At 73.6% G+C, this 24,094-nt stretch carries 26 protein-coding genes; 13 read left to right on the top strand and 13 right to left on the bottom strand.

All coding sequences use genetic code 11. The annotated features are described in order from the left end of the window. Positions 1–13: 13 nt before the first annotated feature. The 3 genes from cobM to ACTOQ1_RS27325 are packed head-to-tail and all read right to left on the bottom strand — an operon-like array spanning position 14 to position 2,440. A complete protein-coding gene (gene cobM, locus ACTOQ1_RS27335; RefSeq protein WP_440070867.1) occupies positions 14–757 on the bottom strand; it encodes a precorrin-4 C(11)-methyltransferase in 744 nt (247 codons plus the stop codon). Beyond that, complete coding sequence (gene cbiE / locus ACTOQ1_RS27330) at positions 754–2,058, bottom strand: precorrin-6y C5,15-methyltransferase (decarboxylating) subunit CbiE (RefSeq protein WP_440070866.1); 1,305 nt, start codon at positions 2,056–2,058, stop codon at positions 754–756. Before cbiE ends, cobM begins: the two co-directional genes overlap by 4 nt. Next, complete coding sequence (locus ACTOQ1_RS27325) at positions 2,051–2,440, bottom strand: pyridoxamine 5'-phosphate oxidase family protein (protein WP_440070865.1); 390 nt, start codon at positions 2,438–2,440, stop codon at positions 2,051–2,053. Before ACTOQ1_RS27325 ends, cbiE begins: the two co-directional genes overlap by 8 nt. Before the next feature lie 170 nt (positions 2,441–2,610). On the opposite strand from ACTOQ1_RS27325, the gene ACTOQ1_RS27320 reads away from it, so the two are divergent. From ACTOQ1_RS27320 to ACTOQ1_RS27305, 4 genes are all read left to right on the top strand, one after another. Next, positions 2,611–3,084, top strand: a complete 474-nt coding sequence (locus tag ACTOQ1_RS27320) for a low molecular weight protein-tyrosine-phosphatase (protein ID WP_440070864.1) — start codon at positions 2,611–2,613, stop codon at positions 3,082–3,084. 224 nt (positions 3,085–3,308) lie between these two features. Beyond that, complete coding sequence (locus ACTOQ1_RS27315) at positions 3,309–3,584, top strand: hypothetical protein (protein WP_440070863.1); 276 nt, start codon at positions 3,309–3,311, stop codon at positions 3,582–3,584. 345 nt (positions 3,585–3,929) lie between these two features. Then, positions 3,930–4,715: an alpha/beta fold hydrolase gene (locus ACTOQ1_RS27310; RefSeq protein WP_440070862.1), complete on the top strand. Its 786-nt coding sequence runs from the start codon at positions 3,930–3,932 to the stop codon at positions 4,713–4,715. Further along, positions 4,705–5,232, top strand: a complete 528-nt coding sequence (locus ACTOQ1_RS27305) for a DUF4760 domain-containing protein (RefSeq protein WP_440070861.1) — start codon at positions 4,705–4,707, stop codon at positions 5,230–5,232. The genes ACTOQ1_RS27310 and ACTOQ1_RS27305 overlap by 11 nt, the downstream gene beginning before the upstream one ends. A gap of 246 nt (positions 5,233–5,478) precedes the next feature. Here ACTOQ1_RS27305 and ACTOQ1_RS27300 read toward each other — a convergent pair whose 3' ends face one another. Continuing rightward, on the bottom strand, positions 5,479–6,027 hold the full coding sequence (locus ACTOQ1_RS27300; RefSeq protein WP_440070860.1) for a hypothetical protein: 549 nt from the start codon (positions 6,025–6,027) through the stop codon (positions 5,479–5,481). A 36-nt stretch (positions 6,028–6,063) separates the two neighbouring features. Further along, positions 6,064–6,894 carry a prolipoprotein diacylglyceryl transferase gene (gene lgt, locus ACTOQ1_RS27295; RefSeq protein WP_440070859.1) on the bottom strand — a complete coding sequence of 277 codons (831 nt, stop codon included), beginning with the start codon at positions 6,892–6,894 and terminating at the stop codon, positions 6,064–6,066. A gap of 112 nt (positions 6,895–7,006) precedes the next feature. On the opposite strand from lgt, the gene ACTOQ1_RS27290 reads away from it, so the two are divergent. The 3 genes from ACTOQ1_RS27290 (at position 7,007) to ACTOQ1_RS27280 (ending at position 9,697) form a co-directional block, all read left to right on the top strand. Then, positions 7,007–8,146, top strand: a complete 1,140-nt coding sequence (locus ACTOQ1_RS27290; protein ID WP_440070858.1) for a sensor histidine kinase — start codon at positions 7,007–7,009, stop codon at positions 8,144–8,146. Further along, positions 8,143–8,775, top strand: a complete 633-nt coding sequence (locus tag ACTOQ1_RS27285; RefSeq protein ID WP_440070857.1) for a response regulator — start codon at positions 8,143–8,145, stop codon at positions 8,773–8,775. Before ACTOQ1_RS27290 ends, ACTOQ1_RS27285 begins: the two co-directional genes overlap by 4 nt. A 259-nt stretch (positions 8,776–9,034) precedes the next feature. After that, positions 9,035–9,697, top strand: a complete 663-nt coding sequence (locus tag ACTOQ1_RS27280; protein WP_440070856.1) for a class I SAM-dependent methyltransferase — start codon at positions 9,035–9,037, stop codon at positions 9,695–9,697. An 86-nt stretch (positions 9,698–9,783) separates the two neighbouring features. On the opposite strand, the gene ACTOQ1_RS27275 is transcribed toward ACTOQ1_RS27280, so the two are convergent. After that, positions 9,784–10,632 carry an ABC transporter permease gene (locus ACTOQ1_RS27275; protein WP_440070855.1) on the bottom strand — a complete coding sequence of 283 codons (849 nt, stop codon included), beginning with the start codon at positions 10,630–10,632 and terminating at the stop codon, positions 9,784–9,786. Further along, on the bottom strand, positions 10,629–11,534 hold the full coding sequence (locus ACTOQ1_RS27270; protein WP_440070854.1) for an ABC transporter ATP-binding protein: 906 nt from the start codon (positions 11,532–11,534) through the stop codon (positions 10,629–10,631). The genes ACTOQ1_RS27275 and ACTOQ1_RS27270 overlap by 4 nt, the downstream gene beginning before the upstream one ends. Before the next feature lie 168 nt (positions 11,535–11,702). Here ACTOQ1_RS27270 and ACTOQ1_RS27265 point away from each other — a divergent pair, with 168 nt between their 5' ends. Then, a complete protein-coding gene (locus ACTOQ1_RS27265) occupies positions 11,703–13,010 on the top strand; it encodes a histidine kinase (protein WP_440070853.1) in 1,308 nt (435 codons plus the stop codon). Continuing rightward, entirely contained in the window at positions 13,007–13,678 is a 672-nt protein-coding gene (locus ACTOQ1_RS27260) for a response regulator (protein ID WP_440070852.1), read from the top strand. The genes ACTOQ1_RS27265 and ACTOQ1_RS27260 overlap by 4 nt, the downstream gene beginning before the upstream one ends. 115 nt (positions 13,679–13,793) lie before the next feature. Here ACTOQ1_RS27260 and ACTOQ1_RS27255 read toward each other — a convergent pair whose 3' ends face one another. Both ACTOQ1_RS27255 and ACTOQ1_RS27250 read right to left on the bottom strand, forming a co-directional pair. Beyond that, the gene (locus tag ACTOQ1_RS27255) at positions 13,794–14,717 is read right to left on the bottom strand and encodes an FAD binding domain-containing protein (protein WP_440070851.1); all 924 of its coding nucleotides are present in this window, start codon (positions 14,715–14,717) and stop codon (positions 13,794–13,796) included. Between the two features lie 61 nt (positions 14,718–14,778). Beyond that, the gene (locus ACTOQ1_RS27250; RefSeq protein WP_440070850.1) at positions 14,779–17,292 is read right to left on the bottom strand and encodes a molybdopterin-dependent oxidoreductase; all 2,514 of its coding nucleotides are present in this window, start codon (positions 17,290–17,292) and stop codon (positions 14,779–14,781) included. Between the two features lie 93 nt (positions 17,293–17,385). Between ACTOQ1_RS27250 and ACTOQ1_RS27245 the strand changes: the two genes are divergently transcribed. Then, on the top strand, positions 17,386–17,931 hold the full coding sequence (locus tag ACTOQ1_RS27245) for a TetR/AcrR family transcriptional regulator (protein ID WP_440070849.1): 546 nt from the start codon (positions 17,386–17,388) through the stop codon (positions 17,929–17,931). A 53-nt stretch (positions 17,932–17,984) separates the two neighbouring features. Here the strand turns inward: ACTOQ1_RS27245 and ACTOQ1_RS27240 are convergent, their stop codons facing one another. The 3 genes from ACTOQ1_RS27240 to ACTOQ1_RS27230 all read right to left on the bottom strand — a co-directional run bounded on the left by ACTOQ1_RS27240 (position 17,985) and on the right by ACTOQ1_RS27230 (position 20,934). After that, positions 17,985–19,553: an SDR family oxidoreductase gene (locus ACTOQ1_RS27240; protein WP_440070848.1), complete on the bottom strand. Its 1,569-nt coding sequence runs from the start codon at positions 19,551–19,553 to the stop codon at positions 17,985–17,987. 98 nt (positions 19,554–19,651) lie between these two features. Further along, the gene (locus ACTOQ1_RS27235) at positions 19,652–20,569 is read right to left on the bottom strand and encodes a helix-turn-helix domain-containing protein (RefSeq protein WP_440070847.1); all 918 of its coding nucleotides are present in this window, start codon (positions 20,567–20,569) and stop codon (positions 19,652–19,654) included. Between the two features lie 128 nt (positions 20,570–20,697). Continuing rightward, on the bottom strand, positions 20,698–20,934 hold the full coding sequence (locus ACTOQ1_RS27230; protein ID WP_440070846.1) for a DUF397 domain-containing protein: 237 nt from the start codon (positions 20,932–20,934) through the stop codon (positions 20,698–20,700). Positions 20,935–21,165: 231 nt separating this feature from the next. Between ACTOQ1_RS27230 and ACTOQ1_RS27225 the strand changes: the two genes are divergently transcribed. From ACTOQ1_RS27225 to ACTOQ1_RS27215, 3 genes are all read left to right on the top strand, one after another. After that, entirely contained in the window at positions 21,166–21,669 is a 504-nt protein-coding gene (locus ACTOQ1_RS27225; protein ID WP_440070845.1) for an ATP-binding protein, read from the top strand. Between the two features lie 228 nt (positions 21,670–21,897). Further along, positions 21,898–22,713, top strand: coding sequence for an SAM-dependent methyltransferase (locus ACTOQ1_RS27220; RefSeq protein WP_440070844.1), 816 nt, complete (start codon positions 21,898–21,900; stop codon positions 22,711–22,713). Positions 22,714–22,818: 105 nt separating this feature from the next. Beyond that, on the top strand, positions 22,819–23,637 hold the full coding sequence (locus ACTOQ1_RS27215) for an SAM-dependent methyltransferase (RefSeq protein WP_440070843.1): 819 nt from the start codon (positions 22,819–22,821) through the stop codon (positions 23,635–23,637). 32 nt (positions 23,638–23,669) lie between these two features. On the opposite strand, the gene ACTOQ1_RS27210 is transcribed toward ACTOQ1_RS27215, so the two are convergent. Beyond that, entirely contained in the window at positions 23,670–23,819 is a 150-nt protein-coding gene (locus ACTOQ1_RS27210) for a DUF3553 domain-containing protein (RefSeq protein WP_440070890.1), read from the bottom strand. Positions 23,820–24,094: the final 275 nt, after the last annotated feature.

Here is a 24,094-nt window from a genome sequence, read left to right as displayed (position 1 = left end):
GAACACGGGCTGCTCAGTCACGGCAGCGGGCGGCCGAGTACAGGTGACTGTCGGGAAACTCCGAGGCGGTCAGCACGCGGCCCACGACGATCACCGCGGTACGGAGGATCCCCGCGCCGCGGACCTGTCCGGCGATGTCGGCCAGGGTGCCGCGCAGGATCACCTCGTCGTCGCGGCTGGCCCTCGCCACCACGGCCACCGGGCAGTCGGCGCCGTAGTTGGGGACGAGCTCCGCCGCGACGGCCTCGATGCGCTGCACCGCCAGGTGCAGGACCATCGTGGCCCGGCTGCGGCCGAGCGTGCCGAGGTCCTCGCCCTCGGGCATGGGGGTGGCGCGCACCGAGGTGCGGGTCAGCACGACCGTCTGCCCCACCCCCGGCACGGTGAGCTCGCGCCGCAGCGACGCCGCGGCGGCGGCGAAGGCGGGCACGCCCGGGATCACCTCGTACGGCACCCCCTCGGCGTCCAGCCTGCGCATCTGCTCGGCCATCGCGCTGAACACCGACGGGTCGCCGGAGTGCAGCCTGGCCACGTCGTGCCCGGCCCCGTGGGCTGCGACCATCTCCGCGACGATCTCCTCCAGGGCCATCCTGGCGGTGTCGACCAGCCGCGCGCCCGGCGGGCACGACTCCAGCAGCTCGACCGGGACCAGCGACCCGGCGTACAGGCACACCGGCGCGGACGCGATCGCCCGCTGGCCCCGCACGGTGACGAGGTCCGCGGCGCCCGGCCCGGCCCCGACGAAACGTACCGTCATCGCTTCTCCTCCGGGACGGGCGGCTTGACCGCGGTCCAGATCGTGACGGGCATCATGGGCCGCCAGCCGGTGAACGCGCCGACCGGGGCGGCCCTGCTGACCGCGAGCCGGACCATGCCGCCGCCGAGCCTGCCGTGCCAGTGGGCCAGGACCGCCTCGGACTCGACGGTCACCGCGTTGGCCACCAGCCTGCCGCCCGGCCGCAGCGCCGCCCAGCACGCCTCCACCATCCCGGGAACGGTCACCCCGCCGCCGACGAAGACGGCGTCGGGCGGCTCCAGCCCGGCGAGCGCGGCGGGCGCGGCGCCGGTCACCACGTCGAGGCCGGGAACGCCCAGCGCCGCGGCGTTGCGGGCGACCGCGGCCGCCCTGCCCTGGTGGGACTCCACCGCGACGGCCCGGTTGTCCGGGTGCGCGCGCATCCACTCGATGCCGATGCTGCCCGCCCCCGCGCCCACGTCCCACAGCAGCTGCCCGGGGACGGGCGCCAGCCGGGACAGGGTGACCGCGCGCACCTCGCTCTTGGTGAGCTGGCCGTCGTGCTCGAACGCCTCGTCGGGCAGGCCGGGCAGCCGGGGCAGCGGAACGGTCCCGGCGTCGGCGCGGCACTCCACGGCGACGACGTTGAGGTCGTGGGTGGCGGGCAGCGACCAGGTGGCGGCCGTACCGGAGACCGCGCGCTCCCCGGTGCCGCCGAGCCGTTCCAGGACCGTCATCGGGCTCGCGCCGTAGCCTCGGGCGGCGAGCAGCCCGGCGATCCGGGCCGGGGTGCGGCCGTCGGCGCTGAGGACCAGCACGCGGCGGCCGTCGTGGACGACCGGGTGCAGCACCTCGACGGGGCGCGCCACGAGGCTGACCACCTCGACGCGGTCGGCCGCCCACCCGAGCCTGGCGCAGGCCAGCGAGACCGACGACGGGTGCGGCAGGACCCGGACCCGGTCCGCGCCGAGCAGCCGCACCAGGGTCGTGCCGATGCCGTGGAACATGGGGTCGCCGCTGGCCAGCACGCACACCCTGCGTCCCCGGTGGGAGGCGATCAGCGCGGGCAGGGCCGGCAGCAGCGGCGAGGGCCAGACGACACGCTCGGCGCCGGGTTCGATTCCGGCACCGGGTTCGGCGTCGGCTTCCGGGACCAGGCCCAGCTGCCGGGCGCCGCCCATCAGGACCTCGGCGGCGCGCAGCTCGCGGCGCGCCGCCTCGGAGAGACCGGCCCAGCCGTCGTCCCCGATCCCGACGACGGTGACGACGGGATCGGAGGCGACGGTGGCGGAGGCGAGGCCGGGGGTGGCGGGGTCAGACATTGCCCAGCACCCGGGTGATGCGGATCTCGACCACGACGCGGGCGGGGTTCTCCCGCGGCGCGCGGTAGCGCTCGGCGTAGCGGCGCTCGGCGTCGGCGACCGACCCGGGGTCGGTACGGATCACCGCGCGCCCCTCCAGGGTCGACCAGCGGCGCCCGTCCACCTGGCAGACCGCGACGGCCGCGCCCTCGTCCCCCGCCGCGAGCACGTGGCGGACCTTGTGCGAGCCACCCGAGGTGATCACCCTGGCGATCCCCGCCTCGGCGTCCAGCGTCACCCCCACCGGGATGACGTGCGGCGTGCCGTCGGCGCGCACGGTGGTCATCGTGCACAGGTGACGCTCCCGCCAGAACGCGCGGAGTTCCTCCCCGAGATCCTTCAACAGCCGATCCTTCCCCGATACCGTTTGCCGGGCGACATGGTAGCCCCGGGCCGCGCCCGCCACCGGACCCGGCCGCCGGTCAGGCCCCACGCCCACCCCTGCCGGACCGGACCGAGGCCGAGCGGCGCCGCCCGGCCGGCGCGCCCCGGGCAAGCGGCATCCTGGTAGGCATGAGCTATCGCATATGCGTGGTGTGCATGGGAAACATCTGCCGCTCCCCCATGGCCGAGGTCGTGCTGAGGAAGACCCTCGACGACCACGGTCTCGGTGACCTCGTCACGGTCGACAGCGCGGGCACCGGCGGCTGGCACCAGGGCGGCCCGATGGACGCGCGGGCCGCCGAGACGCTCTCCGAGCACGGCTACGACGGTTCGGAGCACCGGGCCCGGCAGTTCCTGAGCCACTGGTACGACCGGGTCGACCTGGTACTGGCCATGGACACCCACAACCTCGGCGCCCTGCGCCGCCTCGCCCCCGACGGCGCGGACGTGCGGCTGTTCCGCTCCTTCGACCCCGCCGCACCCGAGGGCGCCGAGGTACCCGACCCCTACTACGGCGAGCGCGAGGGCTTCGCCGAGGTGCTGGAGATGGTCGAGGCCGCCTCCAAGGGCCTGGCCGAGCACCTGGCGGCCACCCTCAGGTGAGATTTCCCGCCGGACCCGCCCCGCTTCCGGCCGTCGCCGGCCGGAGCCTCCACCACCGGTGAAGGGTCCGGTTTTTCTGTGACGGGATTTCGTCCGCGCCACCGCCTTTACAATGTAGATCAAAAACTGGTCTCCGGCCGGTCTCCGGAGCTCACGTCCCCTCACGAGGGCGGCCTGCGTCCCGCCCGGCCCTCCGGGTGAGCGCCGCACGCTCCCGTACGGGGGTGGCCGGCGTGCGCGAGCGGGCCGCTGCGCTGCATCTGCCCTTCGCCGGGCTTGGCGCGCAGACGGCGGTGTCCGGCGCCTTTCTGGACAACCCGGCTTCGCTGGCCGTCTCCGGCAGGCTCGGCTACCGGCCGGACGGCCTGTCGGTGCACCAGGTACGCGGTCAGCGGGTCGTTCAGCAGCGCCTGCGCCTCGATCGGGACAGCTTCACCAGCCCGGTCCCGGTGGAGATCCACGACCTGCAGCCCTGCCTGCCACATTTCGGCCTGCGATGACTCCGCACCCGTTCCGCCGGCTCGCACAGGAGCCTGTCGCCCCGCCAGTGACATGATCGGGTGCCTGCTCGGGTGGCGGCCGCGTCGCGTCGCGTCTGCGGGTGGACACGGAAGGCTTGGTGGTCGGCGCGGCCGCGGCGGTCGCGCGGGGAGCGGCCCAGGCCGGCCCTCCGCTCGGGTCCGTGCGACCAGCCCAGAAGCGGGAAGGTCGTCCCAGGTCACAGCAGTGACGGGGACGCAGTTCAGGTGCACGGGTTTCGGGCGGGACGATCGCCGGCTCGTTGCGAGCTGTTCCCGTACCGGCCGGGAACCGCAGCGGGATTCGTAAGCGTTGAACTGGCCGTGATGCCGGACGACCACGAGCCCTTGGCGGGGACCGAGCGGGTGGCGACCCGGGGGTCGCGCGGCCCCGTCGTGGTGTTCCTGCACGGTGTGGGCTGCGCGCGCGCCCAGTTCGCCGCCCAGCTCGCCGGTCTCGATCGGAGGCTGTGGCTGCTCAGCCTGGACCTGCCCGGTCATGGCGAGTCGCCGCCGCTGCCCGGAGGCGAGTACGGCGTCGCGACGGTGGCCGGGGCGGTGCAAGCCGACCTGGCCAGGCGAGGAATCGACGAGACCGTCCTGGTCGGGCACAGTGCCGGAGGTATCGCCGCCCTCCTGATCGCTGCGACATGCCCCGATCTGGTGCGCGGAGTCGTCGTGGTGGACTCCACCATCGCGCTCACGGAGCCGGAACTGCGGGCAAACCGGGCACGGTCCGCCGAGTCGAACAACAGCGACTGGCGGCGCCATTTCATGGACTCGATGGCGGAGGCGTGGGGCACAGGCGAGCACGGTCGAGCCGCGGTATTCCGGACGCTGGAGCGCACGCCCGACCACGTCGCCAGGTCCTTGTGGCACAACGTTCTGGCCTTTGAACCGGAGTCCCTGTGGCGCGGCGTCACAGTGCCCGCGCTTTACCTCAGGTCCAGACGCGACACCGACTTGCGGCTGCTGCAGACGCTCAACCCCTTGATCTCGACGGTGGATCTACGCCCCCGCTGCGGCGGGCACTGGCCGCACGTGCAGTGTCCGGACGCGGTGAACCAGGCACTGCACCGCTTCCTGACCCTGCTCGGACTTGATGACGGTTGAGGAGGAAGTCATCGTGGACGTGTCTATGCTGATCAACGTCGGAGCGGTGATCGTATCGATCCTGGCCCTGATCACATCGGCGCTGCTGGCGCGCAACCAGTTCAGGGCACAGCGGCACGGCAATCACGTCGGCCCGCTCGTCGAGTTGCTCAGGGAATTCCGCTCGCTGGAGTTCCACCGCAACTACGCGTTCATCAGGAACGAGTTACCGAAGCTCTCCAGTGACAAGGGCATCTCAGGCCTCGACGAGGACATCCAGCGGAAGATCTACGACATCGGGTACTTCCTCCAGCTCTACAGCATCCTCGCGTACATGGACGTCATCGACCGCGAGTTCATCGGATCCCTGCTACGCAGGCGTTATGTCGAAGCCTGGACCTCCCTGGAACCGTTTGTGCGTAAGGAACGAGAACTGCAGGGACTGCCGGACAGCGCGATACTCAATGTCTTCGAGCGCTTCGCCGTTCACTTGCGTGACCACCCGCCGGCCGACATCCAGATCGCGCTGCGCCGCTGAGCGGGCGGGCCGGCGACGAACGGTCGCCACCGGCGGGTCCAACCGCCGACCCCCTCGAACGCGCGTGGGGGGGCCGACTCCTCCCTCCGGTAGCCGGCCCCGCCGCTGTTCATGGCCCCCACTCGGGTCCGCGCGATGAGGCCGGCCCGGCGCCCAGGGGCCGGCAGGATCCGCCGCATGGCGGAGCGGGTGTCGAGAACGGTGATCGACATGGCGCCGATGCCAGAAGGTGACGCAGCGTCAAGGTCAAACCTGCGGCTCTCCTCGCCGGGGTACGGCCGGCGTGCCGTCACCCGGCCCCGTCATGACCGGCGGTTCGCCGGCCCGGCCCGTCACGCGGAGCCGCTTCACCCGTGGTGACGCCGGCTCCGGTGGAGGGCCGGGCAGGTCGCGTAGCTGGCGGATCGGGCCGAGCAGCAGCATCGGAGCGGCGAACGCCTCACACAGTAGGAATCCCCGTGCGGTCCCGAACCGGGTGGCGACACGGCCGGCCAGCACCGCGCCGCACAGGCCGCCCGCACCGGCCAGTGCCAGCACGGCACCCGCCTGTCCCGCGCCCGCGCCCAGATTCCGGGCGAGGAACACCACCTGGATCGACTGATAGCCCACCAACGCGACGTTCGACATCACGCTGAAGGCGGTGAGCGTACGCAGACAAGGGTCGCCTGCCACGAACCGCAGGCCGTCGCGGATCTCGGCGAGCAGCCGCCGGTCGGCGGTGTTGCCGCCGCGCATCTCCCGGGCGCGCACGGAGCGCAGGAACAGCACGGCGACGCCGAAGCTGACAGCGTCCATCAGCACGCCGTTGCCGCGCCGGCCGGCCCCGTCCCGTCACGCATGTCCATGGGGAGGCTCGCCGCCCGGCCGATCCGCCGGAGCGGCCTTTCGCGTGGCGACGAGGTAGGTGACCGCGGCCGTGAAGGCGAGCAGGGCGGTCCAGTCGTTGAGGCGCAGACCGAGGATGTGGTGGGTGGGGTCGATGCGGAGCCACTCGATCCAGGCGCGACCGGCGGCGTAGGCGGCGACGTAGAGCGCGAATGTCCGGCCACGGTCGAGCCGGAACCTTCGTTCGGCCCAGATGACGAACCCGGCCACGCCCAGGTTCCACAGCGACTCGTAGAGGAAGGTCGGATGGTAGGTGGCGGTGGATTCCATACCCGGTGGCCGATGGGCGGGGTCGATCTCCAGCGCCCAGGGCAGGGTCGTCGGCCTGCCGTACAGCTCCTGGTTGAACCAGTTGCCCCAGCGGGCGATCGCCTGCCCGAGCGCGATCCCGGGCGCGACGGCGTCGGCGAAGTCGCGCAGCGCGACGCCGCTCCGGCGGCAGGCCAGCCACGCGCCCACCGCGCCGCCCGCGACGGCGCCCCAGATGCTGATCCCGCCCTCCCAGATCGCGAACGCGCGCAGCGGGTCGTCGCCGGGGCCGAAGTACTGCTGCCAGTCGGTGGCCACATGGTAGAGCCGGGCACCGACCAGGCCGAACGGCACGGCCCAGGTGGCGATGTCCCCGACCGCGCCGGGCTCGCCGCCGCGAGCGGCCCAGCGGCGCCGGGTCACCCAGATGCCGACGAGGACGGCGAGCAGCATCAGCAGGGAGTAGGCGCGGATCGGGAGCGGGCCGAGGTGCCAGACGGCTTGGGTCGGGCTGGGGATGGCGGTCACGCCGTCGAGTCTGGTCCCGGTACGGCGGCGCCCGCATCGAACGGAACGCCGATCACGTGATCAGTCGACTGGTTGATGCCGGGCGGACGGGTGGTTGATTATCGTCGGCGGTGTGGAGTCCTGGGAGCGGTCGCAGCGCCGGTGGCAGCACGCCTTCTTCGCCTCATGGCTGGTGCTGACCTCGGCCGGCCCCCTGAAGGAGGCGGGCCAGGTGCTCCCGGTCGTGCTGGTGGCCGGGCTGGCCGCCTGGTACGCGGTGTGGTTCGTCCTGCGCACGCCGCCCTCCGACGGCGTGCCCGCGCCGTACACGCTCGGCGGTGGGCTGCTCTGGCTGGGGCTGTTCGCCATCGACTCCTCCTTCCTGGTGGTCGTGCTGAGCGTGCTCGTGCCGTACTGCATGGACGCCGTGCGGGTCGGGCTGGTCGCGGTGGTGTCGTGCGCCGGGGGCTGGCTGTGGCATCGTTTCCACGCGACCGGGTCGATCACCTGGACCGAGATCGTCATCGCCGCGCTGATCGCGATCAGCGCGGCCACCGCGGTCGGGTACTTCGGCTCGGTGTCCCGGCAGAGCGCCGAGCGCAAGCGGCTCCTCGACCGGCTGCAGGTCGAGCAGGAGGCGCGGGCGGCGGCCGAACGGCAGGCGGGCGTGGCGGCCGAGCGGCAGCGGCTGGCCCGCGACATCCACGACAGCCTGACCCAGGGGTTCGCCAGCGTGGCGATGTTGCTGGAGGCGGCCCAGGCGACCCTGCCGGACAACAAGCACCTGACCCAGGCGCTGCGGGCGGCACGGGAGAATCTGGCCGAGAGCCGCCGGGTGGTGAGAGCGCTGCGCCCCGGCCGGCTCGACGAGTGCGGCCTGCCGGAGGCCCTGCAGTGGCTGTCCGGCCGGCTGTCGGACGAGACCGGCGTCCACGCGCACACCGTGATCACCGGCAAGCTCCGGCCGCTCGAAGCCCAGGTTCAGGCGGAGCTGCTGCGCGTGGCGCAGGAGGCGGTCGCCAACGTTCGCCGCCATGCCCGCGCCGAGCAGGTCACGCTGACCCTTTCGTACATGGAGGACCTGGTCGTGCTCGACGTCCACGACGACGGCGACGGTTTCGATCCCGGACGGGCCGCCTTCGGGCACGGCCTTTCGATCATGCGGGAGAGGATGGAGCAGCTCGGCGGCACGCTGCTCGTGGAAAGCGCCCCGGGTGCGGGCGCCACGGTGGCGGCCAGCCTTCCAGTGGTGACGCTGGGCGGGGCGCGATGACCGTCCGGGTCCTGATCGCCGACGACCACCCGGTGGTCCGCGACGGCATCCGGGCGATGCTGGGCACCCAGGACGACCTGGAGGTGGTCGGCGAAGCGGTCTCCGGCGCGGACGCGGTGCGGCTGGCGCGCGACCTGCGGCCCGACGTCACCCTGATGGACCTGCAGCTGCCCGAGATCGACGGCGCGACGGCGATCGGCCGGATCCGCGAACACGACCCGGGCGCCAAGGTGATCGTCTTGACCACCTACGACACCGACGGCGACATCTCCCGCGCCATCGACGCGGGGGCCACCGGCTACCTGCTCAAGGACACCGGCCGTGAGCAGCTGTTCGACGCGATCCGGGCGGCGGCGCGAGGGGAGAGCGCCCTGTCGCCGGCGATCGCGACCCGGGTGTTGTCGTGGGCGCGGGCCGATGCCCCCGATGCCCTCAGCGGCCGGGAGATCGAGGTCCTCGGCGCGGTCGCCCAGGGGATGAGCAACAAGGCCATCGCCGCCCACCTGTGCATCAGCGAGGCCACGGTCAAGACCCACCTGCTGCACATCTTCGCCAAGCTCGGCGTGGACGACCGCACCGCCGCGGTGACGGTCGCCGCTTCCCGCGGCATCATCCGGCTGGGCGGTTAGCCCCTTCGGCTGAAATCAGCGGTGAGCCGGCCGCGCGGATGCGGGCCGGCGCCTCCGGCCGAGACCGCTCTGGGTCACCGGATCATCGGGAGTGAGCCAGAGCCGTCAAATCCGCGCGCGACACGGATGTCCGGCCCGCCGCGAGGTGAGTTCGAACGGTGCGGCGCTCACCGTCCGTCTGTCGTCGCGCGCGGAGATGGTGCCGGTGGACACCCGTGATCGTTGCCAGTGGACCGCGGCCAGGATGTTTGAATGAATCATGACCGCGCGATATGACGGCCTGGCCGAGTGGTACGACGACTACATCGGGCCCGGCGCCGCCGCCAACGTCGCCCACATGGCCGATCTCCTGGGCCCCGGTGAGGGCCTGTGCCTGGACATCGGCTGCGGCACCGGCCTCTACCTCGACGCCATCCGATCCACCGGCCGGACCGTCGTCGGCCTCGACCACTCGGCCGACCAGTTGCGTCTCGCCCGCCGCAGGGACGGCGCCCCGCTCCTGCAGGGTGACGCGACGACGCTCCCGTTCGCCGCGGACACCTTCGGCACCGTCACCGCGCTCTGGGTCTCCACCGATATCGGCGACTTCGCCGGGCTGATCAAGGAGGCGGCCCGGGTGCTGCTTCCGGGCGGGCTGCTGCTGTTCTACGGGGTACACCCCTGTTTCAACGGTCCGCACATCGAGCTCCGTACCGACGGAGCGGTGGTCATCCACCCCACCTACCGGCTCAGGGGCTGGCACGAGCGCTCGCCGTGGTGGCGCGAAGGCGGGGTCCGAGACCGGGTCGGAATGAGCCACGTGCCGCTGCCCGACCTGGTCAACGCGTTCATCGACGCGGGACTGAGCATCGATCGGCTCTTCGAGCCACGCGAGCACGCCATCCCATCGGTGCTGGCGGTAAGGGCGTTCCACCGATGCTGAGCCGACCGCCCTCAGCCGGCGGCAGCGGTCCGCCGTACGCGAGAGGCCCGGGATCTCCCCCAGGGCTCACCGCCACGCGTCGCCGGTCACCGGACGTCCCTGCGGGTGAGCGCGACGGCCGCCGCGCCGAGGGCCGCGACGACGTACAGGGCCATCACCGCCAGCGCCGCCGCCGGGGACAGCCCGATCCCCGCGGCCGCGTCGCCGAGCCCGACCGCCAGGGGCGGCTCGCCCGCGGCCTGCCGGGTCAGGTCCTCCAGCAGCACCGAGCCGACCCTGGCGTTCCACGGCTCGGGCAGCGCGGTCGCGAACCTCGGCAGGACGTACAGGTACGCGACGACGCCGGTGATCGCCCCGGCGGTGGAGCGCAGCACGACGCCCGCGCCGAGCCCGACCATGGCGAGCACCACCGCCGACAGGCCGGCGGCGAACATCCCGGGAAACTCCTCCCACAGCGGCGTCGCGAAGCCCGGGATCGGGCGGTCACCGATGATCAGCCGACCGGCGGCGAACGTCACCAGCCCGCTCCCCTGCCCCACGGCGAACGCGACGGCGGCCACGACCGCCGCCCTGGCCGCCAGCACCACCGCGCGCTGCGGCACCGCCGTGAAGGTGGTGCGGGCCATGCCGGTGGCGTGCTCGGAGGTGAACGCGAGGACCCCGAGCACGGCCATGCAGATCTGCACCGGCAGCAGCAGGAGCTGCTCGGGCCGCGCGGCGCGCAGGGTGGCCCGCCGTTCGGGAGGCAGCCCGTCCCACAGACCGCCCACGTAGAGGGTGAACACCACCATGAGCACGACGGAGGCGGCGACGGCGGCCAGGACGTACCAGGTGGAGCGGACGGTGCGCAGCTTCAGCCACTCGGCGGCCAGCACGTCGGCCGCCGGCCGGCTCCCCGTCACCTCGCGCCGCGGGAGACGCGGGAGGCCGGTCATCGCTCGCCCGCCAGGTACTCGGCGCTGTCGCCGGTCAGCTCCATGTACGCCTCCTCCAGCGAGGCGCCGCGCGGGGTGACCTCGTGCACGGCGAGGCCGGCGGCCGCGGCCAGGTCCCCGATCCGCGCGATGTCCAGCCCCCTGACGACCAGTCCCCCGCCCGGTTCCGTCCCGACCGTCGCGCCGGCGGCCTCCAGCGCGCCGGTGAGCTCGGCGGCGCGCGGGGAGCGCACCAGCACGCCCCGGTCGCGGCGGGCGGCCAGGTCCCCGACCGTGGTCTCGGCGACCAGCCGGCCGCGCCCGATGATCACGAGGCGGTCGGCGGTGAGTTCCATCTCGCTCATCAGGTGGCTGGAGAGCAGCACGGTGCGTCCCTCGGCGGCCAGCGAGCGCATCAGGTGGCGGATCCACCGCACGCCCTGCGGGTCGAGCCCGTTGACCGGCTCGTCGAACATCAGCACGCCCGGGTCGCCCAGCAGTGCCGCCGCGATCCCCAGCCGCTGCCGCATGCCGAGTGAGAGGTCACCGGCCCGCCTGCGGGCCACCCCCGCCAGGCCCACCCGCTCCAGGACGGCGGCCACCCGCGAGACCCCGATCCCGTTGCTCCGCGCCAGGCAGCGCAGGTGGTCGTAGGCGCTGCGCCCGCCGTGCACCGCGTTCGCGTCGAGCAGCGCGCCGACCTCGTGCAGGGGGTGCCGCATCGTCGCGTAACGACGCCCGTTGACGAGCCCCTGGCCGGAGGTGGGGGCGTCCAGCCCGAGCAGCACCCGCATCGTGGTCGACTTCCCCGCGCCGTTGGGGCCGAGGAACCCGGTGACCAGGCCCGGCCTCACCTGGAACGACAGCCCGTCCACCGCGACGGTCGCGCCGTGGCGTTTGGTCAACTCCCTGACTTCGATCATGCCGTCGAGGCTCTCGCGGGGCAGGCCCCGGGCGCGTCGGGCCAGGGCGGGCACTTCGCGGTCGGCCCCGGGTCCGACGGCGGCGCCCGCGGCGCGGGAGGGTCGGTCCCGGGGATGACGTCCCGTGGGGGGAGGCGGGGACGCGACCTTGGCGGATACGGTCTCATCGTGGACCTCACCATGGACGACTCGCTCTTCCCGCGGCACTGGAGCCGCGCCCGGCTCGTCCGCCTCGACACCCTGGGGGCGGCGGGGTACGCGCTCGCGCTGCTGCTGTTCGGAGCCGGGCACCCGGACCCGGCGGTGCCCGCGTGGGCACGGTTCCTGATCCTGGCCGGGATCACCCTGCCGCTCGCGGTACGGCGGCTGTGGCCGCTCACCGTCTTCTGCGCCGTCCTCGCGATGTCGCTGGTGTCCCTCGTCGTCCTCGGCACGGTGCACGACAGGTTCGCGGCGGCGGCCTTCGCGATCTACATCGTGGCGCTCACCCGGCCCCGGCCCCGGTGGGAGCCCACGGTCGCGATCGGCGCCTGCGGCGCGGTGGCCGTCCTGCTGCTGTCGGCGGTGGGCACCTCCGCCCCGGCGCCCGGCGTCGCCGGGCCGCTGCTGGTGGGGGTGGCGTTCATGGGCGGCGCCTGGGTCGCGGGCCGCGCCGTGCGCGAGCGGCGGGCGTACACGGCGCGGGCGGCCGAGCAGCTCGCGGGCCGGGCGGTGGCCGAGGAGCGGCTGCGGATCGCCCGCGAGCTGCACGACGTGGTGGCGCACAGCATGAGCCTGATCGCGGTCAAGGCGGGCGTCGCCCACCACGTCGCCGCCGTGCGGCCCGAGGAGGCCACGGACGCGCTGCGCGTCATCGAGACCACCAGCAGGGGCGCCCTGGCGGAGATGCGCCAGCTGCTGGGAGTGCTCCGCTCCGACCTCGACGCCGACCTTGGTGCGCCGCCCGCCCTCGCCCCCTCCCCCGGCCTCGCGGGTCTCGCCGGCCTCGCGGAGCGGGCGTCGATGGCCGGGGTGCGCGTCGAGCTGGACGTCCGGGCGACCGGCCTGCCCGAGGGGGTGGAGCTGTCGGTCCACCGGATCGTCCAGGAGGCGCTGACCAACGTCGTCAGGCACGCCGCCCCCGCCCGGTGCCGGGTCTCGGTCGAGGCGTCCGGGGGCGAGGTCCGGGTCGAGGTCGCCGACGACGGGCCCGGCGAGCGGGTGCTGCCCGGCGGGCCGGGGCACGGGCTGATCGGGATGCGCGAGAGGGTGGCCGTGTACGGCGGGAGCTTCACGGCCGGGCGCCGCCCGGAGGGCGGGTTCGGGGTCTCGGCCCGCATCCCGTACGAGGAGACGCGCGTGCCGCACCGGGAGGCGCGCGCACCGGGTGAGGGGACGTTCCCGCCGCCCCGGGGAACTCACCCGCCGCGCGTGCCGCACGGGGAGACGGCCGGGTCACCCGGCACGACGCGCGTGCCGCAGGAGGAGGCCCGGTGATCCGGGTGCTCGTCGCCGACGACCAGGCGCTGCTGCGCGGGAGTTTCCGGGTGCTGGTGGACACCGCGCCCGACCTGGTGACGGTCGGCGAGGCCGGGACGGGTGCCGAGGCGGTGGAACTGGCGCGCGGCGGGTCGCCGGACGTCGTGCTCATGGACGTGCGGATGCCGGAGATGGACGGCATCGAGGCGACCCGCCGCATCTGCGGCCCGGCGGGCGTCCCGGGCGTGCGGGTGCTCATGCTCACCACGTTCGACCTGGACGAGTACGTCTACGCGGCGCTGCGGGCCGGGGCCAGCGGTTTCCTGCTCAAGGACACCCCGCCGGGCGACCTGCTGGCCGCGATCCGGGTGGTCGCCTCCGGCGAGGCGCTGCTCGCGCCGACGGTGACGCGCCGGCTCATCGCCGAGTTCTCCCGGCGTCCCGAACCGGCGCGCCCGACGGCCCGCGAGCTCGACGGGGTCACCGGGCGGGAGCTCGACGTGCTGGCGCTCGTCGCCAGGGGACTGTCCAACACGGAGATCGCCGACCACCTGACCCTGAGCCTGGCGACCGTGAAGACGCACGTGGGCCGCCTGCTCGGCAAGCTCGGCGCGCGCGACCGGGCCCAGCTCGTCATCGTCGCCTACGAGACGGGCCTGGTCACGGCGGCTCGCCCGCCCCGCTAGGCCGGACCCCGCGCCCCCGTCCCGCGGCCCCGCCGTGACGGGTCCTTCCGGGCACCGGACCGGCCGGGTGCCCGCCGTCCCCCGCCCTCGCGCGGCGGGGGACGGTCCGGTCGGGTCAGCGGGGCTCGCCGGTGCCGGTCGCGCGTTCCAGGACCTCCAGGAGGGTCCCGGCGAGCAGCGCGAGCTTGGAGGAGTCACGGGCCGCCGGGGCGCACCGGGCGACGGCCAGCCCGGCCGCCCGGTCCAGGGGCTCGCCCGCCAGGAGCGCCTCCTCGACCTCGGGCAGGCGGACGGGGACGCGGGCGACGCCCCCCGCGGCCACCCGGGCGAAGGTGATCCCGCCGTCGTCGACGACGAGCCGCGCCGCCGCCTCCACCAGCGGCCACTCGGCCTCCGACCTGCCGATCGCCCGGTGGTAGGCGGCCCGCTCCCCCGGCACGGGCGGCGGCAGGACGACGGACAGAAGGATCTCCCCCGCGGCCAGCAGGTGGTCGCGGGACGGGTCCGAGCCGTCTCCGTACAGCTCGGCGATCGGGAACGCGTCCCTGCCGTGCACCTCGACGAAGGCGTCGCAGGCGAGCAGGGCCACCGCCAGCGACGACGGGTGCGGCGCGACGCACGGGCCGGTGTCGAGGATCACGGCGTTCGGGGCGAGTCCGGCGCGTGCCGGGCAGTGGTCGCCGCCGTCCTGGTGGCAGGAGAAGGCCGGGTTGCGGAAGTACGCGCAGCGGTTGCGCTGCAGCAGGTTGCCCCCGACGGTGGCCACCTCCCGGATCTGGGGGGTGGCCAGGGCCGCCGCCGTCATCGCCAGGCAGGGGTGGCCGGCGGCCAGGCGCGCGTCGCGGGCCACCCGCGCGACCGTGGTCAGCGCGCCGATCCCGGCGGAGCCGTCCGGCCGCCAGGTGACGCCGGACAGATCGGGCAGGCCGCGCAGGTCCACGTGCGGCCCCGCCGCGCGGCGGCCCATCAGGTCGGTGCCTCCGGCGCGGAACTCGCCGCCGCGCCGCACGGCCTCGCCGAGGTCGGTGAGTACGGTCATCGAACACCTTCCAGTACGGGGATCGTCGAACAGCTTCCGGCGCGGATCCGCGGGAAGAGGATCACCGGTTGATCCCCTCGAGGAGCCGGTCGGGACGGATGGGCAGGTCGTGGGGGCGCCAGCCGGTGGCGTTGTGGACGGCGTTGCCCACCGAGGCGGCCACGCCGACCGTGGAGATCTCGCCGACCCCGACGCCGTGGCCGTTGACGTGGTCCCACCCGTCGCGGTGGAAGTGCACGGTGATCTCCGGGGTGTCGCCGATGCCGGGGATGCGGTAGTCGTCGAGGTTGGCGGTCAGCACGACTCCCGTCACCGGGTCGACCAGGCGCTCCTCGTACAGGGCGTAGCCGATGCCCTGCACGACGCCGCCCTCGCACTGGCTGCGCGCCAGCCGCTCGGCGTAGATGTGTCCCACCGCGATCCCGGCCCACACCCGCAGCGGCCTGACGGCGCCCAGGCGGGTGTCGACCTCGACCTCGGTGACGTGGACCGAACCGCTGAACCCGCGGCCGATCGCCATGCCGCCCACCGGGAACGGGGTGACGTAGCCGCGCCGGTCGCGGCGGCGCCCGCCGACGACCCGGGCGCCGTCGGTCAGGCCCAGCTTCCGCAGGCGCCGCGCGGCGTCGCGCGCGGCCGGGGCCACCGAGACCGTGGTGCGGCTGCCGATCGAGGCCGGCCCGTGCACGGTGCCCGTCCTGCCGATCTCGACGCGGACGCGCTCGGCGGGCAGCCCGAGCTCCTCGCCCACGACGCCGGCGATGACGGTGCGGATGCCGGTCCCGATGTCCTGGGTCGTGGTGCGGGCCACGACCACGTCGCCCTCGACGCGCAGCTCCACCTCCGTGCCGGGGTCGAGCATGTAGGCCCAGTTGGCGGCGGCCACCCCGACGCCCCGGCGGAAGCGGCCCGTCTGGGAGCCGGTCCGCGGCCTGGCCGTCCACCCGGGCAGGGCCGCGGCCAGGTCGTAGAGGGCGTGCCGCTTGCGGTTGCCGTCCCAGCGGCGGCGCAGCGCGATCGGGTCCTCGCCCCGGCGGTGGGCGGCCTCGTCCACCGCCTGCTCCAGCGCCCAGAGCATGGGCGGCGCCCCCGGGCCGCGGAACGGGGTGCCCGGCGGCTCGTTGGTGACCACGTCGTAGTCGCGGAGCCGCCGGGGCGCGGTGCCGTACATGAGGCGGGCCATCACCGCGACGGCCGACCCGATGGCCACGCCGCCACGCCCGTGGACGTCCATGGTGAGGGCGGCGAGGTCGCCGCGGTCGTCGGTGAGCAGTTCGAGGGTGGTGCGGGTGCCGGGGCGGTTGCCCGCGTCGGTGAGCTCCTCGGCGCGGCCGAACACCACGCGCACCGGCGCGCCGCAGGCCCGCGCGAGCTCGACGGCGGCGATCGTCTCCGTGCCGACGCCGCTCTTGGCCCCGAAGCCGCCGCCGACGTGGTCGGTGACGACGTGGACCCGCCCGGCGGGCAGGTTCCACCGCTTGGCGGCCTGCTCGGCGGCCACGCCCACGGTCTGGGTGGACAGGTGCAGGTGCAGGTCGCCCTCGGCGTCCCAGCGGGCGACGCAGGCGTGCGGCTCCAGCGGGGTGTGGACCTGGACGGCGGTGGTGAAGGTGCCGGTTACCAGGCGGGGGTCGGCGTCGCGGCGGGCGGCCTCGATCCGCTTGACGGCGGTGCGCCCGCGCCAGCTCGCCCTGGTGAAGGGGCCGCGCACGTTGCCGTTCCAGTCGCCGGGCAGCTCCAGCCCCTCGCTGGAGCTGGGGACGTGCTTCCTGGCGGCCTCGTCGTAGACGGGCGGGGCGTCCGGCGCGTCGTCGAGCGCGGCGGGCATCGGGTCGTAGCCGATCTCGGCGGCCTCCGCGATCGCCAGCGCCTCGCGGCGGGTGGGGGCGGCGACGGCGGCGACGGGCTGGCCCGCGTAGCGGACGGTACGGTCGGGCGGCAGCAGGTCGACCATGTGGGCGGCGTCCACCCTGACCGAGGTGACGCGGGCGTGCGCCCTCGCCGAGCGGATGATCACCCCTTCCAGCTGGCCCTCGAGGCGCACGTCGGTGGTGTAGCGGGCGCGGCCGGTGACCTTGTCCATCGCCTCCACCCGGGCGGGTGTCCCCGCGGCGCCGTCGTGCTCGCCCCGGCAGGCGGCGGCGATCGCGGCGTGGATCCCCTCGTACGCGCCGCACCTGCACAGGTGACCGGCGAGGGCGGCGGCGATCCGCTCGCGCGGCGGCGCGACGTCGCCGTGCTCGGCGCGCCAGGCGTCGACGAAGGCGGCGCCCTCGACCGCGAACCCGGGCGTGCAGTAGCCGCACTGCAGGCCGTCGTGGACCGCGAGCGCCCGCTGGACGGGGTGGTCGAGGCCCTCGGCGGTGGTGATCTCGCGATCCTCCAGCGCGGCGGACGGCAGCAGGCAGCTCGCCTGGGGCACCCCGTCCACCATGACCGTGCACGCGCCGCAGACTCCGGTACGGCAGGCGGCCTTGGCGCCGGTGAGGCCGAGTCCGTCGCGCAGGACGTCCACGGCGGCGTCGTCGGGGCCGGCGTCCACCGTGGCGGGCAGTCCGTTCACCGTGATCTTCATAGCTCTCCGGTTGACGTCGTCAACATCATGTTGACAGTGTCAACCAGGTACGTTGACATTGTCAACACGCGAGGCCCGGGAAGGTGGACCTACATGGTGGACGACACCAGGACCCGCCTGGTCGACAGCGCGCTGAGACTGCTGCGCGAGGGGGGCCTCGACGCCGTGACGCTGCGCGCCGTCGGCGACCTGGCCGGCCTGTCCCGTACGGCCCCCTACCGGCACTTCAGCGACAAGACCGCGCTGCTGGCGGCGCTCGCCGTCCGGGTCATCGCCGATCTCAGCGCGCACGTCGCCGCGGCGATCCTGGAGGGGACGAGCCCGCGCGACCGGCTGCGGGCCTTCTACCTGAGCTACGTCGAGTACGCCACGACGCACCGCGAGGAGTACCGGCTGGTGTTCGCCGCGGAGTTCCTCGCCGGGGACCACCCGGAGCTGGAGACGGCGATCGACCAGGTGACGACCGCGCTCGGCATGCGGGGCCCCTGGGACGGGCCGGCGTCCAAGGCCCGGGTGATGGCCCTGCTCTCGACCGCCCACGGCCTCGCGGAGTTCGCGGTGGCGGGACAGTTCACGCACAAGGAGATCGGGTACGCGGACATCGTCGACGTCATCGTGGCCCGCGACGGCGAGCCGTGACAGCCGGTCGAGCCGGTCGTGACGGCCGGTCGTGACGGTGGGCCGCCGGCGGGTCAGCCGGGGACGGCGTCCCTGGGCTCGCCGGCGGCGGGCGCGTCGAGGGCGGCGGCCCGGCCCTCGGAGGGGACGGGCAGGACCCCGCGCTCGGCGGCCCTCGCCACGTTGCGCAGCATCGGCCCGAAGATCAGGCTGTGGAAGGGCGCGACCGACCACCAGTAGAGGTGCCCGGCCAGGCCGCGGGGGTGGAAGATCGCCCGCTGGCCGTAGACGGTCTCCCCCCGGTGCGTGAGCACCCGCATCTCCAGCCAGGCGAGGCCGGGCAGGCGCATCTCCGCGCGCAGCCGCAGCAGGCGGCCCGGCTCGACCTCCTCGACCCGCCAGAAGTCGACCGAGTCGCCCACCCGCAGCCGCTTGGGGTCGCGGCGCCCCCGGCGCAGGCCCACGCCGCCGACCAGCCGGTCGAGGAGGCCGCGCAGGCTCCAGGCCAGCGGCAGGGAGTACCAGCCCGACTCCCCGCCGACGGCCTCGACGACCGCCCACAGGGCCTCCGGCGAGGCGCCGACCCGGCGGGCCCGCGCGTCGACGTACAGGCTGCCGCCCGCCCAGCCCGGGTCGGTGGGCAGCGGGTCGCTCGGCGCGCCGGGGACGGAGGCCGAGGACCAGCGGGTGACGACCCTGGCCTCCTTGATGCGCTCCAGGGCGAGTTCGATCGCCCGTCTCAGCCCGGTCAGGCCGCCGGGCGGGTCCTCGACGTAGCGGGCGATGTCGTGCTCGCCGCAGACGGCCTCGTTGCGCAGCGACTCCACCAGCGGGCGGGCCAGGCCCGCCGGGACCGGGGTGACCAGTCCCACCCAGTGGCTCGACAGGCCGGGGCTGAGCACCGGGACCGGGATGATCAGCCGGCGGTGCAGCCCGGCGACCTCCGCGTAGACCCGCATCATGTCGGCGTAGGTGAGCACGTCCGGGCCGCCGATGTCGAAGGAGCGGTTCACCTCCCCCTCGACGGAGGCCCAGGCCACGAGGTAGCGCAGCACGTCGCGGATCGCGATGGGCTGCGTCCTGGTGGCGACCCAGCGCGGCGTCGTCATCACGGGCAGCCGCTCGGTGAGGTAGCGCAGCATCTCGAAGGAGGCGGAGCCGGATCCGATGATGACCGCCGCCCGCAGCACCACCGCGGGCGTCGAGGAGCGCAGGAAGATCTCCCCCACCTCGACGCGGGAGCTCATGTGCGGCGAGAGCCTCTCGCCCGGCGCGGGACCACCGGGGTGGGAGGGCCTCTCCTCCGGGACGAGACCGCCGAGGTAGACGACGCGGCGGACCCCCGCGCGCTCGCACGCGGCGGCGAAGGTGGTGGCCGCCTCGCGGTCGGCGGCGGCGAAGTCGCTCCCCCCGCCCATCGTGTGGATGAGGTAGTAGACCACCTCGATGCCCTCCAGGGCCCTGGCGGCCTGCTCGGCGTCGGACGCGTCCGCCTGGGCGACCTCGACCCGGGAGGCCCACGGCTGGTCACGCAGGCGGCCGGCCGACCTCACCATGCAGCGGACCTCATGACCCGCGTCGAGCAGTTCGGGGACGAGCCGCCCTCCGATGTATCCGGCCGCGCCGGTCACGAGACATCTCATGCCCACATCTTCGTACGGCGCCGCCCGGCGGTTGCGGGCGGGCCGCGTCCCCGGCTCGCAGCCCCGCGCTCACCGGTCCCGCGAGCCCCGTTTCCGGCTCACAGCCTCCGCTGGAACTCCTCGCGGATCCCCAGGAGGATCTCACGGGTGCGCGTGGCCGGCTCGGCCTCGATGCACAGGCGCTCCATGACCTCCAGGTAGCTGTCGACGTCGTCGCGCTTCTCCAGGTAGACGGCGCTGGTGAGCTGCTCCATGTAGACGACGTCGGGCAGGTCGGGCTGGGAGAACCGCAGGATGCTGAAGGGCCCGCCGGCCGCGGCGTGGCCGCCGACGCTGAAGGGCACGATCTGGACGGTCACGTTGGGCAGTTCGAGCGCCCGCAGGATGTGGTCGATCTGCTCGCACATCGCCTGGACCCCGCCGAGCGGGCGGCGCAGCACGGCCTCGTCGAGCACGGCCCACAGGTGGGGCGGCTCCGGACGGCGCAGCAGCCGCTGGCGCGCCATGCGCAGCTTCACCCTGCGGTCCAGCTCGTCGTGGGAGGCCGAGGGGAAGCCCAGCCGGACGACGGCCCGCGCGTAGCCCTCGCTCTGCAGCAGGCCGGGCACGAACTGCACCTCGTAGTTGCGGATGACGGCGGCCGACTCCTCCAGGCCCACGTACGTCTCGAACCAGGGGGGCAGCACGTCGTTGTAGTTGTGCCACCAGCCGGTGAGGTTGGCCTTCTCGACGAGGGACAGCAGCGGCTCGCGCTCGGCGTCGCTGGTCACCCCGTACAGGGTGAGCAGGTCGGCCACGTCCCTGATCCGGAAGCTGACCCTGCCGAGCTCCATGCGGCTGACCTTGGAGTGCGAGGCGCGGATGGAGTGCCCCGCCTCCTCCAGCGTGATGCCCCGCTGCTCGCGCAGGCGGCGGAGCTGCGCGCCCAGGACGATCCGCAGCACGGTGGAGCTGCCCCGCGGCGCGGCCATCGAGGTTGGGCTGACCGGCGGGCCGTCGGCGTCGGGTGTGATCATCTACAGTCCTTCGGGCGCGGAACGCGAGCCTCTGCGCACTCTTTGTGGCGATCGCGAGCCTTCACGGTACTCCGCTCGCCGCGTCCAGACCATAGAGAGTTTTATTTTTCAATCACAGTCCCGGCCCCTCAGATGATCAGGTCGTCGAACTCCCCGCCCTTCACCCCGCGGACGAAGTCGTCGGCCTCGCGGCGGGTGTAGATCAGCGCGGGGCCCTCGGGATCGCGGGAGTTGCGCATCGCGACCCTGCCGTCGGGGAGCTCCGCGAGTTCCACGCAGTTGCCGCTGGGGTTGCTGAAGTTGCTCTTGCGCCACACGACGCCGTCCATCAGGGCGGCCGACATGCCGTTGTACAGCTGGTTCATCCTCGCCTCTCACCGGTCGGGGAGGGAAACAACACTTCGAGCATAGGGCTTTTTGTGCAGATGCACGTGCATCTGTACTTGCCTATGCACATTACGGAGGGCAAGATGGCTAGACGGATCAACCTCGCCATACGATCGCCCCCCTCCCCAAGGTCGCCGATGACTGGTTACCAAAGACACGAAGCCACACCTATCCGAGCTGAGATCGGAGGGTGGGAACGGTGGTTGTCGATGCTTGATCACCTGCTCCCCCCGAGCGGCCTGCCCCCCTGGGCCGGCGAAGAGGGCCACGCCGGCCAGTTGCAGATGGCCGTGCGCAGCCTTCGTTACGACCCGTGCGCGGCACGGACCGCCCGCGAGTTCACCACCAGGTCGCTGAGGGCCTGGGAGCTGGAGCCGCTGATCGACGACACCGGTGTCGTGGTCTCCGAACTCGTGACCAACGCCCTGCGCCACGGCACCCGCGGCGTCCTGCACGCCCGTTCCTTTCCCGAGGTCAAGGTGATCCTCTGCCACACCGAGCGCTCGGTGCTGTGCGCGGTCACCGACCCCAGCGACCAGGGGCCCTGCCTGCGCGATCCCGACTACGAGGCGGAGAACGGCCGGGGACTCCAGCTGGTCGACGGCGTCAGCGAGACGTGGGGCTGGGCCCCGCTGGAGAGCCACGGCAAGGCGGTGTGGGCGGCCTTCGCCCTGCCCCCGGCGGGGGAACGCCATCTGGAGGCCTGCCACTGACGACACCCGCCCGCTGACGACGCCTGGAAGCCCGCCGCCGACGGCGCGGGGAAACCCGCCCCGGCGGCCCGCCCGTCACCGGCGAGGGAGACGCGGAGCAGGGGGTACGGACCGCCGAGTATCCAAAAAGTGACATGAGCAGAAGGAGGCTCTGGCAAGAAATACAGCACAGCGTGGGCGGAAGGTCGATAATGTCCGCTGGAACCGCATGGCTGGACGGAGGACATCATGGCGTCGCCGCAACCTGAGCGCCTCAGGTTCGACCCCACGATCCCGAACGCGGGCCGGATAACCGACTACTTCCTGGGCGGCAAGGACAACTTCGCCGCCGACCGGGCCGCCGCGCAGGCGGCACTCGCGATCGCCCCCGAGCTCCCCGCCATGTCGCGGGAGGGGCGCAGGTTCCTCGGCCGCGCCGTGCGGTTCCTCGTGCAGGCCGGCATCCGGCAGTTCGTCGACATCGGCTGCGGCCTGCCGACCCAGGGCAGCGTGCACCAGATCCTGCGCGGCGTCGCGCCCGAGGCGCGGGTCGTCTACGTCGACAACGATCCGATGGTCGTCGTCCACGCCCAGGCCCTCCTGAAGGAGGGCAGCCCGGCCACGGTCATCGAGGCGGACATCCGCGACCCGGAGCGGCTCCTGGCGCATCCCGGCCTCACCGACATGATCGACCTCGACGAGCCCGTGGCGATCCTGCTGTTCTCGGTGCTGACCGACTTCTCCGACGACGTGCAGGCCATGCAGATCACGGCCGCCCTGCAGAAGGCCGTCGTGCCGGGCAGCTACCTGGCCCTCTCCCACGCGGTCTCGGACCTGTGCCCGGAGAGGACCGCGAGGCTCGCCGCCCTCTTCCAGGACAGCGGGTCGATCACCGGTCCCCGGCGGGCGAACCTGCGGACCAAAGCCGAGGTCGAGCTCTTCCTCGACGGGCTGCGGCCGGTCGAGCCGGGGATCGTCTACATCCCGGAATGGCGGCCGGAGGGCTCGGTGCCCCACCGGCCGGACTCCGTCTGGGTCGTCGGCGGCGTTGCCCGCAAGGAATAGACTTTCTTGGCAAATAATCACGTTTTTCATGTATAAACCGCGTCTTGACACCTGTTCACGCATCGCGCGGTTCTTTATCGTCACAGGAAAAGGAGGAGTCGATACATGAGCGATGCGTCCCGGCGGCCGGGGGCGGGCCTGGACACCAGCGTGCCCAACATCGCCAGAATGAACGACTACTTCCTGGGCGGTAAGGACAACTTCGCCGCCGACCGCAGGGCGGCCGAGGAGGTGCTGGCCATCGCGCCCGAGGTCAGGGCCATGACGCACGAGGCCCAGGCGTTCCTCGGCCGGGTGGTGCGCTATCTCGTCGGGCAGGGCATGACCCAGTTCGTCGTCATCGGCTCCGGGCTGCCCACCCGCCGCAACGTCCACCAGGTGGCCCAGGAGAGCGCGCCCGGCACCCGCGTGGTCTACGTCTCCAACGACCCGGTGGTGCTCTCCCACGGCCGCGCCACTCTGGCCACCAATCCCCACACCACCGTCGTCGAGGGTGACGTCATGCACCCCCGCGAGCTGCTCACCGACCCGGAGCTGCTGCGCCTGGTCGACCTGGACCTGCCGGTGGCCGTCCTGATCCTGTCGGCCCTGCAGTTCATCCCCGACGAGGACGACCCGCACAAGAGCGTGGCCGTCCTCCGCGACGCGGTACCGGTCGGCAGCCACTTCGGCATCGGCCACGTCGTCTTCGACACGCGCCCGGAGGCCCGGCGCCCGCTGGTCGAGATCTTCCAGCGGGTCCTCGGCCGCGGCGAGGACGCCTCGCGGCGGAGCGAGCAGGTGCTGCGCTTCTTCGACGGGCTGGAGCTGGTCGATCCCGGCCTGGTCTACGTACGCCACTGGCGCCCCGACAACCCGCTCGCCGCGCAGGGCCGCGACAGGACGTGGACGATGGGCGGGGTGGCCCGCAAGTCCGGGGGCTGACCCGGCTCCGGCGCGGGCCCCGCCCGCCCGGCCTAGCCCGCGACCAGGAGGTCGTCGCGCTCGACGGCCTCCAGGGAGAGCGTCTTGTAGCCGACCTCGTCAAACAGCACGGTGATCCGGTCGCTCTCCCTGCTCATCACCATCCCCGGGCCCCAGGCGCTGTGCCGCACCCTAGCGTGCATCGCGAAGGGCCCCTCCTCCGCCACCCCCTTCACGGCCTCCGGCTCCTCGGGGAGGCCTGCACGGCAGGTGTCGCAGGCCTCGCAGCCGCGCTCGCGCGGCTCGCCGAAGTACTCGAGCAGGAAGCGGCGCCGGCAGCCCGTGGTCTCCGCGTACGCGCGCATCATGTCGATCCGGGAGTCGTCGATGCGGCGCCGGGTGTCGTCCAGCTCGACGGCCCGAGCCGCGGCCGCCTCGGGCTCGGGCCCCTCGGGCACCCCCCCGCAGGTCGCCCTCC

This window comes from Streptosporangium sp. OZ121, assembly GCF_051918885.1.
Taxonomy (GTDB): Bacteria; Actinomycetota; Actinomycetes; order Streptosporangiales; family Streptosporangiaceae; genus Streptosporangium.
This window is presented reverse-complemented; position numbering and strand designations above follow the sequence as displayed.